At 70.1% G+C, this 15,739-nt stretch carries 14 protein-coding genes; 8 read left to right on the top strand and 6 right to left on the bottom strand.

The genetic code is table 11. From position 1 onward, the window contains the following. Nucleotides 1-9: 9 nt before the first annotated feature. From AC2D10_RS08055 to AC2D10_RS08075, 5 genes are read left to right on the top strand one after another with little or no spacing between them, the layout of a single operon-like run. Nucleotides 10-675, top strand: a complete 666-nt coding sequence (locus tag AC2D10_RS08055; protein WP_484711569.1) for a copper resistance CopC family protein — start codon at nt 10-12, stop codon at nt 673-675. Then, nucleotides 672-1,229 (top strand): copper chaperone PCu(A)C, encoded by a 558-nt coding sequence (locus AC2D10_RS08060; RefSeq protein WP_484711570.1) that lies wholly within the window; start codon nt 672-674, stop codon nt 1,227-1,229. Before AC2D10_RS08055 ends, AC2D10_RS08060 begins: the two co-directional genes overlap by 4 nt. Then, nucleotides 1,229-2,467, top strand: coding sequence for a Dyp-type peroxidase (locus AC2D10_RS08065; RefSeq protein WP_484711571.1), 1,239 nt, complete (start codon nt 1,229-1,231; stop codon nt 2,465-2,467). The genes AC2D10_RS08060 and AC2D10_RS08065 overlap by 1 nt, the downstream gene beginning before the upstream one ends. Further along, nucleotides 2,464-3,840, top strand: coding sequence for a PepSY-associated TM helix domain-containing protein (locus AC2D10_RS08070; protein WP_484711572.1), 1,377 nt, complete (start codon nt 2,464-2,466; stop codon nt 3,838-3,840). The genes AC2D10_RS08065 and AC2D10_RS08070 overlap by 4 nt, the downstream gene beginning before the upstream one ends. Before the next feature lie 9 nt (nt 3,841-3,849). After that, complete coding sequence (locus AC2D10_RS08075) at nt 3,850-4,743, top strand: SDR family NAD(P)-dependent oxidoreductase (protein WP_484711573.1); 894 nt, start codon at nt 3,850-3,852, stop codon at nt 4,741-4,743. A 195-nt stretch (nt 4,744-4,938) separates the two neighbouring features. Here the strand turns inward: AC2D10_RS08075 and AC2D10_RS08080 are convergent, their stop codons facing one another. The 3 genes from AC2D10_RS08080 to AC2D10_RS08090 all read right to left on the bottom strand — a co-directional run bounded on the left by AC2D10_RS08080 (nt 4,939) and on the right by AC2D10_RS08090 (nt 9,615). After that, nucleotides 4,939-6,231 carry a hemolysin family protein gene (locus tag AC2D10_RS08080; RefSeq protein ID WP_484711574.1) on the bottom strand — a complete coding sequence of 431 codons (1,293 nt, stop codon included), beginning with the start codon at nt 6,229-6,231 and terminating at the stop codon, nt 4,939-4,941. 105 nt (nt 6,232-6,336) lie between these two features. Continuing rightward, entirely contained in the window at nt 6,337-7,365 is a 1,029-nt protein-coding gene (locus AC2D10_RS08085; protein WP_484711575.1) for a TerC family protein, read from the bottom strand. A gap of 204 nt (nt 7,366-7,569) precedes the next feature. Further along, nucleotides 7,570-9,615 (bottom strand): alkaline phosphatase family protein, encoded by a 2,046-nt coding sequence (locus AC2D10_RS08090; RefSeq protein ID WP_484711576.1) that lies wholly within the window; start codon nt 9,613-9,615, stop codon nt 7,570-7,572. A 260-nt stretch (nt 9,616-9,875) separates the two neighbouring features. Between AC2D10_RS08090 and AC2D10_RS08095 the strand changes: the two genes are divergently transcribed. Together AC2D10_RS08095 and AC2D10_RS08100 are read left to right on the top strand one after the other, a co-directional pair. After that, nucleotides 9,876-10,820: an SDR family oxidoreductase gene (locus AC2D10_RS08095; RefSeq protein WP_484711577.1), complete on the top strand. Its 945-nt coding sequence runs from the start codon at nt 9,876-9,878 to the stop codon at nt 10,818-10,820. A 120-nt stretch (nt 10,821-10,940) separates the two neighbouring features. Then, a complete protein-coding gene (locus AC2D10_RS08100) occupies nt 10,941-12,149 on the top strand; it encodes a metallophosphoesterase family protein (RefSeq protein ID WP_484711578.1) in 1,209 nt (402 codons plus the stop codon). 69 nt (nt 12,150-12,218) lie between these two features. On the opposite strand, the gene AC2D10_RS08105 is transcribed toward AC2D10_RS08100, so the two are convergent. Further along, entirely contained in the window at nt 12,219-12,887 is a 669-nt protein-coding gene (locus AC2D10_RS08105) for a class I SAM-dependent methyltransferase (protein WP_484711579.1), read from the bottom strand. Between the two features lie 37 nt (nt 12,888-12,924). On the opposite strand from AC2D10_RS08105, the gene AC2D10_RS08110 reads away from it, so the two are divergent. After that, nucleotides 12,925-14,418 carry a dihydrolipoyl dehydrogenase family protein gene (locus AC2D10_RS08110; RefSeq protein WP_484711580.1) on the top strand — a complete coding sequence of 498 codons (1,494 nt, stop codon included), beginning with the start codon at nt 12,925-12,927 and terminating at the stop codon, nt 14,416-14,418. Nucleotides 14,419-14,427: 9 nt separating this feature from the next. Here AC2D10_RS08110 and AC2D10_RS08115 read toward each other — a convergent pair whose 3' ends face one another. Together AC2D10_RS08115 and AC2D10_RS08120 are read right to left on the bottom strand one after the other, a co-directional pair. Further along, nucleotides 14,428-15,069 (bottom strand): CDP-alcohol phosphatidyltransferase family protein, encoded by a 642-nt coding sequence (locus AC2D10_RS08115; protein WP_484711581.1) that lies wholly within the window; start codon nt 15,067-15,069, stop codon nt 14,428-14,430. Continuing rightward, the gene (locus AC2D10_RS08120; RefSeq protein ID WP_484711582.1) at nt 15,062-15,727 is read right to left on the bottom strand and encodes a TVP38/TMEM64 family protein; all 666 of its coding nucleotides are present in this window, start codon (nt 15,725-15,727) and stop codon (nt 15,062-15,064) included. Before AC2D10_RS08120 ends, AC2D10_RS08115 begins: the two co-directional genes overlap by 8 nt. Nucleotides 15,728-15,739 lie beyond the last annotated feature (12 nt).

The following is a 15,739-nucleotide window of genomic DNA, read 5'->3' on the forward strand; positions in this document are numbered from 1 at the left end:
TCTTCGTTCATGTCCCCTGTCCGCAGAATCGCCGTGGGTCTGGCGGTGGCGGCTGTCGCGGTCCTCGCGATCGCCGCACCGGCATCCGCCCACGATTCGCTGGTCCACAGCACGCCCGCCGCCGATGAGGCGCTCGCCGCTCCGCCCGAGAGCATCGTCCTGACGTTCTCGGGAGAGCTGCTGGTGCTCGGCGACTCCACCCTGGGCGCCGTCGTCATCGTCATCGATGAGGACGGCCGCGACTGGGCGACGGGCGACGTCGAGGTCGCGGGCAACACCGTGACCGCCGGCGTCGAGCCCGGTATGCCGGACGCCGGCTACCAGGTGCGCTGGCAGGTGGTGTCAGAGGACGGCCATCCGATCTCGGGCATCGTCCCGTTCACGATCGGGGATGCCGCACCGATGGCATCTGCGAGCGCGGGCGGCGACAGCGCGGCATCTGGCAGCTCGAGCGGGAGCGACTCGAGCGGCGCGTCCGCGGACAGCGGGACCGAGGATCAGACCACGACGGACTCCGGCGGCATCCCCCGGGTGCTGCTGATCGGCGGAGGGGGCGCGGTTCTCGCCGCCGTCGCCTTCGCCCTCTTCCGAATCCTTCGCCGTCCTCGCACGGCACCCGCAGCATCCGCCGACGGCGACGCTGCGAACACCAGCTCTGAAAGGTCTGACTCATGAACGACACGACACGCACCACCCGCACCCGCCACTCGACCGCACCCCGGCTCGGCGGTATCGTCGCGGTATCGCTGCTCGCCCTTACCGGGTGCGCGGCCACCGGCGCCGCCGCGCCCGCCCCGTCGGCTCCCGCCGGCGACACCGTCACCATCGAGGACGGCTGGGTCAAGTCCGCCGACACCGGGATGTCGGCGGCGTTCGGCACGCTCGTCAACGACGGCGCCGAGGATGTCACCGTGGTCTCGGCCGAGTCGCCGGCATCGAGCATGCTCGAACTGCACGAGACCGTCGAGAACGAGGCGGGCGAGATGATCATGCGCGAGATCGAGGGCGGATTCGTGATCCCCGCCGGTGGCTCGATCGAACTCGCGCCGGGTGCCGATCACCTGATGCTGATGGATCTCACGGCTCCGCTGAAGGCCGGAGACACCGTCTCGATGACGCTCACCTTCTCGGACGATTCGACGTACGAGTTCGACGCCCCAGTGAAGGACTACTCGGGCGCGAACGAGAACTACGAAGAGGGCGACGAGCACGAAGGCATGGATCACTGATGCCCGCGCCCGCTGAGGGCGCGCGCTCCGATCGCACCGGGTCGACCCGGCGGCAGTTCCTCCTCGGAGGAGCTGTCGCCGGTGTCGGCGCGGCCGCGGCGATCGGTGTCGACTACGCGCTCACCCGGCAGCAGCCCGCTGCCGCCCCCATCCCGCCCATGAACGGCGAGGAGACCGTGCCGTTCTTCGGCGTGCACCAGGCAGGGATCGACACGGCCGCCCAGGCCCATGGCCAGTTCCTCGCACTCGACCTGCTCGACGGCACCGACCGCGACGGACTGACTCGATTGATGCGCATCCTGTCGGACGACGCGTCCCGACTCACGCAGGGGAAGCCCGCGCTCGCCGACTCGGAGCCGGAACTCGCGCTCTCACCCGCGCGCTTGACGGTGACATTCGGGTTCGGGCCGCGATTCGTGGCACGGGCGGCGGGCGTGGCGCCAACGTGGCTCGCCCCGCTTCCGGCCTTCTCGATCGATCGCCTGCAGCCGGAGTTCGGTGACGGCGATCTGCTCATCCAGGTGGCGGGCGATGATCCGCTGACCGTGGCCCACGCCGCGCGCATGATGCTGAAGGACGCCCGCAGCTTCGCCGCGCTGCGCTGGAGCCAAACCGGGTTCCGTCGCGCGTACGGCACCGAGCGCCCCGGCACGACCATGCGCAACCTCTTCGGCCAGGTCGACGGCACCACCAACCCGGAGCCCGGCACGGCCGACTTCGACGCCGTGGTGTGGTCGGACGAGGGCTGGATGGCCGGCGGTACGAGTGTCGTCGTGCGACGCATCCGGATGGACCTCGACACCTGGGACCGGCTGGATCGCAGCGGACGCGAGGCCTCGGTGGGCCGGACGATGGCGAACGGCGCTCCGCTCACCGGCACGAAGGAGTTCGACGAACCCGACTTCGAGGCGACGACAGCCGTCGGCTTCCCCGTCATCCCGCAGTTCGCGCATATGCGTCGGGCCCGCGGGGATGACGGTGAACGGATCTTCCGCCGCGCGTACAACTATGACGAGCGGCCGGTGGGGACGGGCATCTCGGAGTCGGGGCTGATCTTCGTGTCGTTCCAGGCCGACGTCGGCCGGCAGTTCACGCCCATGCAGCAACGGCTCGCCGACCTCGACCTGCTCAACGAGTGGACGACGCCGATCGGCTCGGCGGTGTTCGCGATTCCGCCGGGATGCCGCGAGGGCGGGTTCATCGGCGACACGCTGCTCACGGGCGGAGGGGTGGCATGACGCAGCGCCGCGGCTGGTTCGGTGCCCTGATGCTGCGCCTGCACTTCTTCGCCGGCATCCTGGTCGCCCCATTCATCGTGATCGCGGCGGTCAGCGGGGCGCTGTACGCGCTCACTCCGTCGCTCGAGCAGGCCGTGTACGCGCACGAGCTCCACGCGCCGGTCACCGAGACCCGGCTCAGCCTGGCCGAGCAGATCACGATCGCCGAGGAGCACATCGGCGATGAGGCGACACTCTCGGCGGTGCGTCCAGCGCCCGAACCCGGCGACACCACGCGAGTGCTGTTCGCGCAAGAGGGGCTGGGCGCGAGCGAGTCGCGCGCCGTGCTCGTCGATCCGGGCACGGGTGAGATCCGCGGCGACCTGACGGTGTACGGCACGAGCGGCGCGCTGCCACTGCGCATCTGGGTCGACAACCTGCACCGCAACCTGCACCTCGGCGACGTCGGGCGGCTCTACAGCGAGCTCGCCGCGTCGTGGCTCGGCATCGTGGCGCTGGCCGGACTGGCGCTGTGGATCATCCGGATCCGCACCGCGCGGGCGAAGCGGGACTTCGTGCGTCCGAATCGTGCGCACACCGGGTACCGCCGGATGTTCGGGTGGCACACGTCGCTGGGGATCTGGGTGGTGCTCGGCGCGGTGTTCCTCTCGGCCACCGGCATCACCTGGTCGCAGCATGCCGGTACGAACGTGTCGAACCTGCGCGCGGCACTCGACTGGGGCACGCCGGCGCTCACCACGACGCTCGGAGACGCGGGTGGGGATGCGGGCGCCGACGAGCATGCCGGACACCATGGGCCAACTGCGGCCCCGACCGGCGCCGCGAATCCCGCGACGTTCGATGGCGTGCTGGCGATCGCGCAGCGCACGAACGTGAACACCGGGATGGTCGAGATCACACCGCCCGCCGCGCCCGGTTCGGCGTGGGTGGTGCGCGAGATCAAGACATCGTTCCCGACCGAGGTCGACTCCGTCGCGATCGACGGGACGACGATGCAGGTCGCCGATCGCGTCGACTTCGCGGACTACTCGCTGCCGGCGAAACTCGCGCGCTGGGGCGTCGATCTGCACATGGGGTCGATGTTCGGCCTCGCGAACCAGATCGTGCTGTTCGTGATCGCGATCTCGATCGCCGTGATGGTGGTGCTGGGGTACGCGATGTGGATGACGCGTCGCCCGCCGCGCGAGTCGCGACGCCGCGCGGGCGCTCCCCCACGGCGAGGCGCGCTCGGCGATGCGCCGTGGTGGGGCATCGCCGCGGTGGCCGCGGGTGCCGTGCTGATCGCGATCTGGCTGCCGCTGGTCGGGTGGACGCTGCTCGCCTTCGTCGCGATCGACGTCGTGCTGGGGGCGCGCGCTCGGCGCGGCACCTAGGTTGAGGGGATGGATGCCACGACTGACCTGCACGGACGCACGATCCTCGTCACGGGCGCCAACGCCGGCATCGGCTATTGGTGCGTCGAACAGCTCGCCGCACGGGGCGCGCGCGTGCTCCTCGGGTGCCGGTCGACCGAGCGGGCGGCGCGGGCGGTCGCGGCAGTCCGCGCGCAGGTGCCGGACGCGGATGTGCGCGTGGTGACGCTCGACCTCGGATCGCTCGCGAGCGTGGCGGCCGCGGCATCCCTCCTCGACGAACGCCTCGACGCGGTCATCTGCAACGCGGGAGTCAAAGCCGCCGACCCCGCGGAGCGCACCCACGACGGGCTCGACCTGATGATGGGAACGAACTTCCTCGGGCACTTCGCCCTGATCGCGCAGCTCGAGCACGCGCTAGCGCCGGATGCGCGGGTGGTGGCCGTCGGATCGATCGCACACCGGTTCGCGGCGATCGACCCGGCCGCGCTCTCCGCTCCCTGGCGCGGGTCGTCGCTCACACAGTACGGGCGATCGAAGGCGGCGCTGATGTCGTTCGCGTTCGAACTCGATCGGCGCTGGTCGGAGTCGGCGCGGTCGGCGGTGTGCGCGCATCCGGGTTACGCCGTCGATCCGCTGACCCCACAGCGCCCCGGCGTGAGCGAGACCCCGGCTGCCGTGCGCGCGCTCGCCGCGGTGACACGCGTCGTGGTGCAGGGGAAGGACGGCGGAGCCCTTCCGATCGTGCATGCCGCGACCGATGCGCAGGTCATCGGCGGTGAGTATTCGGGGCCGAGCGGGCTCGCGGAGTTCCGTGGTGCGCCGAAACGCGTGTCGGCATCGGCCGAGGTGCGCTCCCCCGCCATCGGCGCGGCGCTGTGGACCGCGGCCGAGGCTGCGACGGGCGTGCGTTTCTCTCGCTGACCGGGGGCTCGGCGGTTGCGTCGGGTGGCGGGTGGGTCGGCGGGTGGGTCGGTTCCGGTCGCAGTTCGTGCCGCGCTGCCGGGTGGCGGCCGGCGTCAAGTGCGACCGGAAACCGGGGTCCGGCGAGGCGGGCGGCGTCAACTGCGACCGGAACCCGGAACCCGGAACCCGGAACCCGGTACCCGCGGCGGACGGCTACGTCCGCGCCGCGACCTCGGCATCAGCTTCGGCGCGCGGGGTCACCCGCACGCGAGCGATGCGACGGCGGTCGAGCTCGACGACCTGGATCGTCGCGCCATCCACGTCGACCGTGTCGCCGACCACCGCCAGCCGTCCGAGCTGCTCGGTGACGAAGCCCGCGACCGTGTCGGACGACCCGCGCGGCAGCTCGAGTCCCGTCGCCTCCTCGAAGTCCTGAAGGTTCAGCCGTCCGTCGAGGTCTCCGCCGGGCGACTCGAGCTCCGCGGTGTCGTACTCGTCGAAGATCTCGCCCACGACCTCCTCGACGAGGTCCTCGAGAGTGACGAGCCCGTCGGTGCCGCCGTACTCGTCGACGACCACCGCGATGTGATGCCCGTCGGCGCGCATGCGCGTGAGCGTCGGCAGCACCCGCGCGGTCGACGGGATGTACGGGATCGGCCGGACGATCGTGGCGAGCAGACTCGCGGGGTCGGCCGCGAACGCCTCGAACAGGTCGCGCACGTGCACGAACCCGGTGATGTCGTCGATCGACTTGTCTGACACGGGGTACCGCGAGAACGGCAGCTCACGCACCTCGGCCAGCGCCTCGGCGACCGTGGCGGTCTCGTCGAGCGCGACGACCTCGGGCCGCGGCCGCATGACCTCGCTGATCTGCCGCCCGCGCAGCGAAAGCACATCGTCGAGGATCCGGCGCTCGTCGTCGGGGAGACCCTGATGGGTGGCGACGATGTCACGCACCTCTTCGTCGGTCAACTCGTCGGCGGTCTTGTCGGGGTCGCCTCCGAGCAGGCGCACGAGGGCGTTCGTCGAGATCGACAGCAGCCAGATCACCGGCCGCATCACGGTCGCGAAGCCGTTGAGCGCCGGCGCGATGGCATACGCGAACTGCACGTTGCGCTGGATCGCGAGTCGCTTCGGCACCAGCTCGCCCAGCACGAGCGAGAGGTACGCGATGACCAGCGTGAGCACGAGCGTCGCGACGGTCAGTGCCAGCGGCGCCGCCATGCCCCACGACTCGAGCACGGGAGCGAGCGACGGCGCGATCGAGGTGGCACCGTAGGCGGCCGAGGCGAAGCCCGCGACCGTCACGCCGATCTGCACCGCCGAGAGGAACGTGTTCGGGTTCCTCGCGAGGGCGGCGACCTTGATGCCGCGCCGACCGCGCAGACTGATGGCGTTCAGCTGACTCTCACGGAGCGTGACCAGCGCCATCTCGGTCGCCGCGAACACACCGCCGATCAGGACGAACGCGAAGACCAGAGCGATGTTGAAGAACAGATCGCCCATCAGCGGGAGGCCCGCTGGGTCCGGGGGTGAGCGCCCGGGGTGAGCCGGGCGCTTGTACTGTCAGAGTCCGAAGAATCAGAACAGTGGGCGTTCAAGGAGTGCTCCTTATTTGTCGAGATCGGCGTGATCGTGACGATCGACGCGATCGGTGGTGGTGGCGGTGACGGATGCCGGGGCGCGGCGCGTCTTGACGAGGCTCGCGACCGTGGCGACCGCGATGGTCGCGGCGATGAAGAGCAGCGAGAACCAGATCGGGATCTCGGGGGCCCAGAGCACGGGCTCGCCGCCGTTGATGAACGACAGCTCGTTGACGTGCAGGGCGTGGAAGACCAGCTTCACACCGATGAACGCGAGGATCACCGCGAGGCCCTGGGCGAGGTAGACGAGGCGCTCGAGGAGTCCGCCGATCAGGAAGTACAGCTGACGCAGCCCCATCAGAGCGAACGCGTTGGCGGTGAAGACGATGTACGCCTGGTCGGTCAGACCGTAGATCGCGGGGATCGAGTCGACAGCGAAGACCAGGTCGATGAATCCGATCGCGATGATGGTGAGCAGCATCGGGGTGACGAAGCGCTTGCCGTTCTTGACGACCGTGAGCTTGTCTTCGTTGTACTCGTCGCTGACGGGCAGGTGACGACGCACGAACGTCATGAAGCGGCCGTTGGCGGGGTCGCTCTCGTGGCTGCTGAACGCCTGACGGTAGGCCAGCACCAGCAGCAGCGCACCGAAGAGGTAGAAGATCCACGAGAAGTTCTCGATCAGGGTCGCACCGACCGCGATGAAGATGCCCCGCAGGATCAGGGCGATCACGATGCCGATCATCAGCACCTTCTGCTGATACTTCTTCGGCACGGCGAACCCGGTCATCACGATCAGGAACACGAAGAGGTTGTCGATCGACAGGGCCTTCTCGGTCAGATAGCCGGCGAAGTACTCACCGCCGAAGGTCCAGCCCGAGACGACGCCGATGCCGACGCCGAACAGCAGCGCGAGGCTGATGTAGAAGACCGACCAGCGCGCGGACTCGCCGATCGACGGCTCATGCGGGGTGCGCACGTGCGCGAAGAACTCGTAGACGAAGAACGCGATCGTGACCGCGATCGTGATGATCCAGATGAGGGGGGTGATGTCCAAGACAGGCTCCAGAGTCGGCGTAGCAAGAAGCAGCGCCAAAGTCTTCTCCATTCCTGAGATCAGGAACCGATGGCCCGGGATGCGACTGCATCCGTAATGACGAAACCACCGTGGCGGAGTACTCCCCTTGGTCATTTCATTCTATGGGATGGAAAAGGGGCTTCCTGACAATCGCCAGGAAGCCCCTCCGGATCGCTCTCGCGGTCAGTTCAACGTGAACGTGGTGGTCGCGGTGTTTCCCGCGACGTCGTGCACGATGAGGGTGTTCAGACCCTGCACGGCACCGAAGACGCCGGGCTTCACGAAGTTCAGATCCGACCAGGCGTTGTCGGTCAGGTCTTTGACGACGCCGTTGAGCGTGACCCGCGAGACCTTGCCCGCGTCTGCGAGCTTGAAGCTGACGAGGTCGTACGTCCCGTCAGCGCCCACCGTGAACGAGGCACCGTCCTTGACGGTCGCCTTCGGCACCGTCGCGTCGATCGTGAACGCGACCGTGCCCGTCTGCGCGATGTTGCCGGCCAGATCCTCGGCGTTGTACTTCATCGTGTACGCACCGTCGGGCAGGGTCGGCGTCGCCGTGTGGGTACCGGTCTTCGCGCCGTTCATCGCGGACTGCGTGCTTTTGACCAGCTTTCCGTCGCGGTAGATGTTCGCCACGATGCGCTGCAGGCCCCGGTCGTCCGACGCGTCGACGCGCACCTGCAGCGCCGGGGTCGGACCGCCCGTGGTCGGCGCGGCCAGCGTCGCGACCGGCTTCTGCGTGTCGGCGACCACGGCCTCCTGACCGAGGTCGACCGCGTCGATCACCCAGAACGCGCTGTTCGTGCCCGTGTAGTGGAAGCGGAACTGCGCGGTCTGCGCTCCCGCCGGGACCTCGACGGCGAGACGCTCGTTCGTGTTCGTGTTCGCGGTGTACTTCTTGACCGAGCGCGGCTCTCCGCCGTCGAAGCTGACCAGCACCTCGGCCGTCTGGGGTCCGTCGATGACGTAGTTCGTCGTGTACGACAGCGTCGCGGTCGGCGACCCGTTGAGCGGGAAGGCGGGGCTCACGAGCGTGGAGTCGAACGCCCCCGCGGCGTGCGCCTTGTCATCCCACTCGTCGGAGTCGGCCACGGCGAAGACGTCGCGCGCACGGACCGAGGTCTCGCGGCGCTGTCCGAGCTCGACGCCCGTCCAGAACTCATCGGTCGCGAACGACCATCCGGCCCACTCGCGAACGCCACCGGTGGGCATCCGCGAGTTGTCGATGCTCCACCCCTCGGGCGTCGTGTGCGTCCAGCCGCGCACGTCGACTCCCGGGCGGGTCTCGTCGGCCCGCGTCTGCAGCACCGGGCGCAGCGCGTCGAACGCGTCGGGCGTGAGATCGGCCAGCGCGGCGCCGTCGAGGTTCCATGCGGGGTCTGTGGCGATGCCGACCGCCGAGAGCACGGTCGGTGCGATGTCGGACACCTTCACGTCGGTGCGCACCCCCGCGGTGATGCCGGGGCCTGCGGCGACGACGAACACCTTGCGCTCGCCAGCGCTGTTGCCGCCGTGCCCGCCGGTGGGCGTGTGCCCGTGGTCGGCGGTGACGACGACCGTCCAGTCCTCGCCGGCGGACCGGGCGTTGACCGCGGCAAGGATCTGTCCGAGCTCACGGTCGGCCTTCGCCAGGGCCTGCGCGTAGGCGGCGCCGTTCGTGCCGACACTGTGACCTGCGCCGTCGACCTCGTCGAGGTGCACGAAGACGTCATCCGCGCCTCCGGCGATCGCCTCGACGGCCTTCGCGGTGGTGCCCGCGTCGTTGCCGCCACGCACCCGCGAGTCCACGGCTGCACCGAACACGGTGGTCGCGATCGGCGACCAGGTCGCCACCACGGCGGTGGAACGATCGGGGAGCGCCGACTCGATGCGGGTCAGATAGTCAGGGAAGAGGTCGAAACGGGGAGCGGTGAAGTTGTTGTCGACGACCTTGTGCTTGTCGGGCCAGACGCCCGTCGCGATCGTCGACCAGCCGGGGCCTGAGATCGTGCCCGCCATCGGCGAGGCGTAGAGGTTGCTGGATGACACCATGCCGCGCGCCATCAGCGCGTCGAGGTTCGGCATGTCGGCGTCGTCGAGGAAGTCGAACGCGGCGCCGTCGATGCCCACGACGAGCGTCTTGACGGGCTTCGGCTCGACGGCGGCGTTCGCGGGAACGACGACGAGGGCGGACAGAGCACACGCAGCCGCAGCTGTCGCGACAGCTGCTCGCTTGCGATACGAGGACATTGCATCTCCGATGACTCAGGACGGGCGCGGTCGCTTCCGCGCCTCGTGCTCAGTCTCGAACCCGACCCGACGATGCGTGACGGAATACGCGAAGTTGTCAATACACGTTGCGGTTTTGTTCACTCGCCGTCCGACGCATAGGTATCTACCTTCGTGAACGGTGTGCGCGATCCGACGGAGGACCCCGCATCCCGGGACCCTCAGGCCCTGGATAGGTCTCCGCCCGCCCCCGAGGGTGGGAGAAACCGAAGGAGACCGCCATGGCTCGCACGACTGTCGACATCACCCTCCCCTCCCTGGCCGGACGACGTGCCGTCGTCACCGGCGGCAGCGACGGGATCGGACTGCGCATCGCGACGCGGCTCGCCGCAGCCGGAGCCGAGGTCGTGCTGCCGGTCCGCTCCGCGCAGAAGGGCGAGACCGCCGCAGCGGGAATCCGCCGGCAGGTTCCGTCCGCGCAGATCGCACTCCATCCGGTCGATCTGTCGTCGCTGGCATCAGTCGCCCGGTTCGGTGACGCGATGCGGAGCGACGGCCGCCCCATCCATCTGCTGATCAGCAACGCCGGAGTGATGACTCCGCCCGCCCGACAGCTCACCGAGGACGGCTTCGAGCTGCAGTTCGGCACCAACCATCTCGGTCACGTCGCGCTCGTCGCGCAGCTGCTCCCGCTGCTGCGCGACGGCGAGGCGCGGGTGACCTCGCAGATCAGCGTCGCCGCGAACCAGGGCTCCATCCACTGGTCCGATCTGCAGTGGGAGCGCTCGTACAACGGAATGCATGCATACAGCCAGTCGAAGATCGCGTTCGGGTTGTTCGGACTGGAGCTCGATCGCCGCAGCGAGGCGGAGGGCTGGGGCATCACGAGCAATCTCTCGCACCCCGGCATCGCGCCCACCAGCCTGCTGTCGGCGCGGCCGGAGCTCGGACGTTCGCAGGACACGCTCGGGGTGCGGGTGATCCGCTGGGGGTCGGCCCGCGGCATCCTGGCGGGCACACCGGAGTCGGCGGCTCTGCCCGCGCTGTTCGCCGCGACCTCGCCCGATGCGCGCCGGCGTGCGCTGTACAGCCCGAGCGGTTTCGGCCGTCTGGGAGGTGCGCCCTCGGAGCAGCCGCTCTACTCACGACTGCGCAGCGAGGAGGAGGCCCGTCGCGTGTGGCAGGTGTCGGAGGAGCTGACCGGGCTGCGCATCGGACGCGACTGAGCGCGGTGCCGCCGGATCGGACGGGCGCCATCGGTCGTTCACCTGCACGTCAGTCCGACGCCACCGGGCCGACCTAGTCTCACCGCGGCGACGATCGCCCGGAGACGAAGGAGAACACCCATGCCGGACCACCTGCCCATCAGCCGACGTACCGTCCTCACCGCGGGAGCGCTCGGCGCCCTCAGCACCGCACTTCCGCTGGGCACCGCCTCGGCGTCGGCATCGTCGGCGGCGACGTCAACGTCCGCACCGCTGAACAAGGGCGCGGCCGGACGTCTGCGGTTCCGCGCCGACGGCACCTTCAAGGTGGTGCAGTTCAACGACACGCAGGACGACGAGCTCACCGACCGGCGCACGGTCGAGCTGATCGAGAAGGTGCTCGACCAGGAGAAGCCGGACTTCGTCGTCATCAACGGCGACGTGATCACCGGCGGGTGCGAGACGCGGCTCGCGGTGAAGCAGGCGATCAACAACGTCGTCTGGCCGATGGAATCCCGACGCATCCCGTGGGCCGTCACCTACGGAAACCACGACGAGGACTCGCTCCCCCAGTCGGGCGTCGACGAGGCGGGGATGCTGGCGATCTACCGCTCGTACGAGTACAACGTCAACGCCGAGAGCACGCGAGGAGTGACGGGCACCAGCAACACGATCGTGTCGATCGGGTCGGCGGCCAAGAAGAACCGTGAGGCCTTCGCGCTGTGGCTGATGGACTCGGGGCGCTACGCTCCCGACGCGATCGACGGCCAGGACTTCGCCGGCTACCCGGCCTGGGACTGGCTGCGCATGGACCAGGTGGCCTGGTACCGCGAGCAGTCGCAGCAGCTCGAGCAGCGTCGCGGACGCAAGGTGCCCGGACTGATGTTCCTGCACATCGCACTGTGGGAGCACCGCTTCATGTGGTGGGGCGGAGTCGACACCCGCACTGAGGCCGATGCGGCCCGCGGTCGGGCCCGACACGCGATCGTCGGCGAGCGCAACGAGGACGAGTGCCCCGGACCGTTCAACTCGGGGATGTTCAACGCGATCCTCGAGCGCGGCGATGTGAAGGGCGTGTTCGTCGGCCACGATCACATCAACGACTACGTGGGCGACTATTACGGCGTCATGCTCGGCTACGCCCCCGGCACGGGTTTCGGGGCGTACGGGCTCGACGGAGCCGAGCGCAACCGCATGCGTGGCGGCCGCGTCTTCGAGCTCACGGAGGTCGGCGACGAGGTGACGATCGCGACGCGCGGCGTCTACGCGCGCGACCTCGGCATCGACCTGACCGCGAACGACCAGCCGATGGAGCCGCTGCCGCTCGCCCCGCGCCAGCAGCAGATCTGACGGTCGAACGAGCGATCGGATGCGGCGGGGGCTCGACAGCAGGTTCCCGCCGCACCGTGTGACGCGGCTCTAGGCCAGGTTTGCGGCGACGGCGACGATGTGCGCGCCCCTGCGCTCGGCGCGGGCGACGTCGGCGCTCGGCGCGGCGTCGCGTTCGAGCAGACGCCAGGGCGCGGCCGTGATGTCGGCTCCGCCCGTGGCGCAGGCCAGCCGCGCCAGCGGAGAGAACACACGCCAGATGCCGCGCGGAGTCTGCATGTCGACGACGCACGCGCGCGCCCCGGGCCGGAGGGTTGCGGTGGCACGACGCCAGGCGTCGTCCCGCTCACGGATCACGCTCAGCGCATAGGTGGCGAGCAGGGCGTCGGCTCCGGATGCGGACTGGCCGCGCACCGATGCGATGGTCTGAGCCACGTCGTCGACCTCGAGCTCTGCGGCATCCGCCTGGATCAGACGCACGCGGTCGCGCCAGCCCTCACGATCGACCCGGCGCTGCGCCATCGCGAGCATCTCGGTGCTGCGATCGATCCCGATCACGAGGCCCTCCGGACCGGTCGCCTCGACGAGGGCGGGGAAGTTCAGGCCGGTACCGCATCCGAGATCGATGACCACGTCGCCCGGCCGCGGTGCCAGCAGACGGATGCCGGCGCGGCGACCCGCGCCGTAGACCCAGCGTTCGCCCGACAGCACGTCGTACCAGCGCGCACCGAGGCCGTATCGTCGCAACAACGTCGCCATCCGTGCCTCCCGTCCGCGTCCACTCTAGGCTTCAGGAATGAGTACATCGCCTCGTCGGCCGGCTCGCACACTCACCGCGGCGGAAGCCGCCCGACGCACCTGGGATCTGGTGGTCATCGGGGCCGGCAGCGCGGGTCTGGTGGGCGCGCGCACCGCCGCAGCTCTGGGCGCATCGGTGCTGCTCGTGGAGTCGGCGCGCTTCGGCGGCGAATGCCTGCACACCGGGTGCGTGCCGTCGAAGGCGCTGATCGCGGCCGCCGCCACCGCACACGCCGCGCGGCACGGCGCCCATGTCGGGCTGCACACCGACGAGGTGCGGGTCGACTTCGCCGGCGTCATGCACCACGTGCACGAGGCGATCGCCCGCATCGAGCCCGTGGACTCCCCCGAGGCCCTGGCGCGCGACGGCGTGCACACGCTTGTCGGACGCGCCCGGTTCGACGGACCGCAGTCCGTGGTGATCGACGGCGCCCGCATCGCCTTCCGCGATGCGCTGATCGCGACCGGCAGCTCGCCCGTGCGGGCGGATGTCACGGGCTCGGAGTCGGTCGCAGTGCTTACGAACGACACCTTCTGGGACCTCGACGAGATGCCGGCGCGGCTGCTCGTGCAGGGCGGCGGCGCGATCGGCTGCGAGCTGGCCCAGGCCATGGCGCGCCTGGGCAGCGCGGTCACCCTCGTGCACCGCGGCGACCGCCTGCTGCCGAAGGAGGATGCCGCTGCGAGCGCCGTCGTGCTCGCCGCCCTCCGCGCCGACGGCGTCGACGTGCGGCTGAAGACGACCGTCACGGCGTTCGCCTCGGACGGGACCTCGGATCAGCCGTCCCCGGACGGGACCGCGCACCTGAGCGACGGGACGGAGGTGCGCTTCGACCGCGTGCTGGCCGCGCTCGGCCGATCGGTCGACGCGTCCGGCCTCGGTCTCGACGCCGCGGGAGTCGAGCGCGATGCGAAGGGCGCGGTGGCGATCGATGCCGCGCTGCGCACCTCGAACCCCCGCATCCGGGCCGCCGGAGATGCGACCCCCCTGCCGCGCTTCACACACACCGCCGGGATGTACGGCAGCGTCGCGGCGACGAACGCCGTGCTCGGACTCGCGCGCAAGGCCGACACCGACGTCGTCCCGCGCGTCACGTTCACCTCGCCCGAGGTGGGCGCGGTCGGTGTGAGCCCGGCCGATGCGCCGCGTCGCGGCATGCGCGTGATCGTGCAGCAGCACGCCCACGTCGATCGTGCGATCGCCGACGGTCACACCGACGGCTTCACGAGCATCGTGGTCGATCGTCGCGGACGTGTGACCGGCGCCGTCATCGTCGGCCCCCGCGCCGGGGAATCGCTCGCGGAATACACGACCGCGGTTCGCACCGGCATGAACGTGCGGACCCTGGCGACCACGATGCACGCCTATCCCACGTACTCCGACGCCGGGTGGAACGCGGTGGTGAAGGAGGCGCAGCGGGGTCTCGGGAACGGCGTCGTCGCGGCCGGGATCCGGGTGCTGGCCGCGCTGCACCGCCGGCGCTCGCGCTGACCCGCGGGCTCAACGCAGCGAGAGATACCCGACGACGATGCGCTGGACCGCGCTCACCGCGACGAACACCGCCCACACGATCGCGATCTGCCACGACCAGAACGGCAGGATCAGCCAGAGAGAGTGCACCACGATCGTCTCCGTGCCCTCGGCGATGCGACCGAGGAACGACAGCGACCGCCCGTCGTCGAGGGTGCGACCGGCGCGCTCGGCGATCGAGGAGAAGGCCAGGAACGCGGTTCCGTTGACGTAGTAGGCGAGCAGCACGAGCAGGAACGGCCACCACGGGGCGCCGAACTGCGCGGATGCTCCGAATGCGACCCCCACGACGGTGGCGCCGTAGACGACGAAGTCAGCCGTGATGTCGAGGAAGCCGCCGGCGTGCGAGGGCGCGGGCTGCTCGCCTCGTGCTTCTGCGGCGCGGATCCGCCGGCGGGCCAGCGTGCCGTCGAGACCGTCGGCGATGCGTGAGATCAGCCAGAGCGCGAGGGCGAGCCACCACAGCTGCAGAGCAGCCGTGACCGCCGATGCGACGCCGAGCACCAGGCCCGTGACGGTGAGTCCGTCGGGGGTGATGCCTGGGCGGTCGAGTGCAGCCGCGGCCGCGTCGAGCGGACGGGCGAGCACCGCGCGCAGGGATCGATCAAGCATCGCGGGAGCCTTCCGGCGCAGCATCCGTCGTCTTTGCCGTCGCGTCCGCACCCTGGCGTCGCCGCAGCACGGCCGCCGCGACCACTCCCCCGAGCACGAGCACCCCGAGCGCTGCGAGCGCCACCCAGAACGGCGGGCCAAGCTCGAGGCCGAAGGCACCCAGCGCGACGTATGCGGCCGACCCGGGGATGATGCCGACAGCAGTGCCGAGTGCGTAGTCCCGCCGGCGCACCGCGGTGAGCCCGGCGCCGTAGTTGATGAGCGTGAACGGAATGAGCGGAACCAGCCGGGCGCCGAGCACCGCCATCAGTCCGCGGTGCGCGAGAGCCGCGTCGAGACGCGCGACGCGCGCGCCGGTGAGACGCTCCACCGCCTCGCGGCCGAGCGCTCGCCCGATCACGAACGAGGCCGTCGCGCCGATCAGCGCACCGACGTAGACCATGAGCAGCGCCGGCCAGAACCCCCACACCAGACCGGCCGCGACCGTGAGCACGTTCTTCGGCACCGGGGTGAGCGTGAGCCCCGCATACCCGACCACGAAGAGCAGGGCACCGCCGGGACCGAGGTCGGCCGCCCACGCCCGCACGGCCTCGATATCGGTCGGCGCGAAGAGAAAACCAACCGTTCCGACGAGGGCGACGAACAGAAGGAGAAGCACCAAACGGGTGAG

Source organism: Microbacterium sp. PI-SA-G (genome assembly GCF_057215335.1).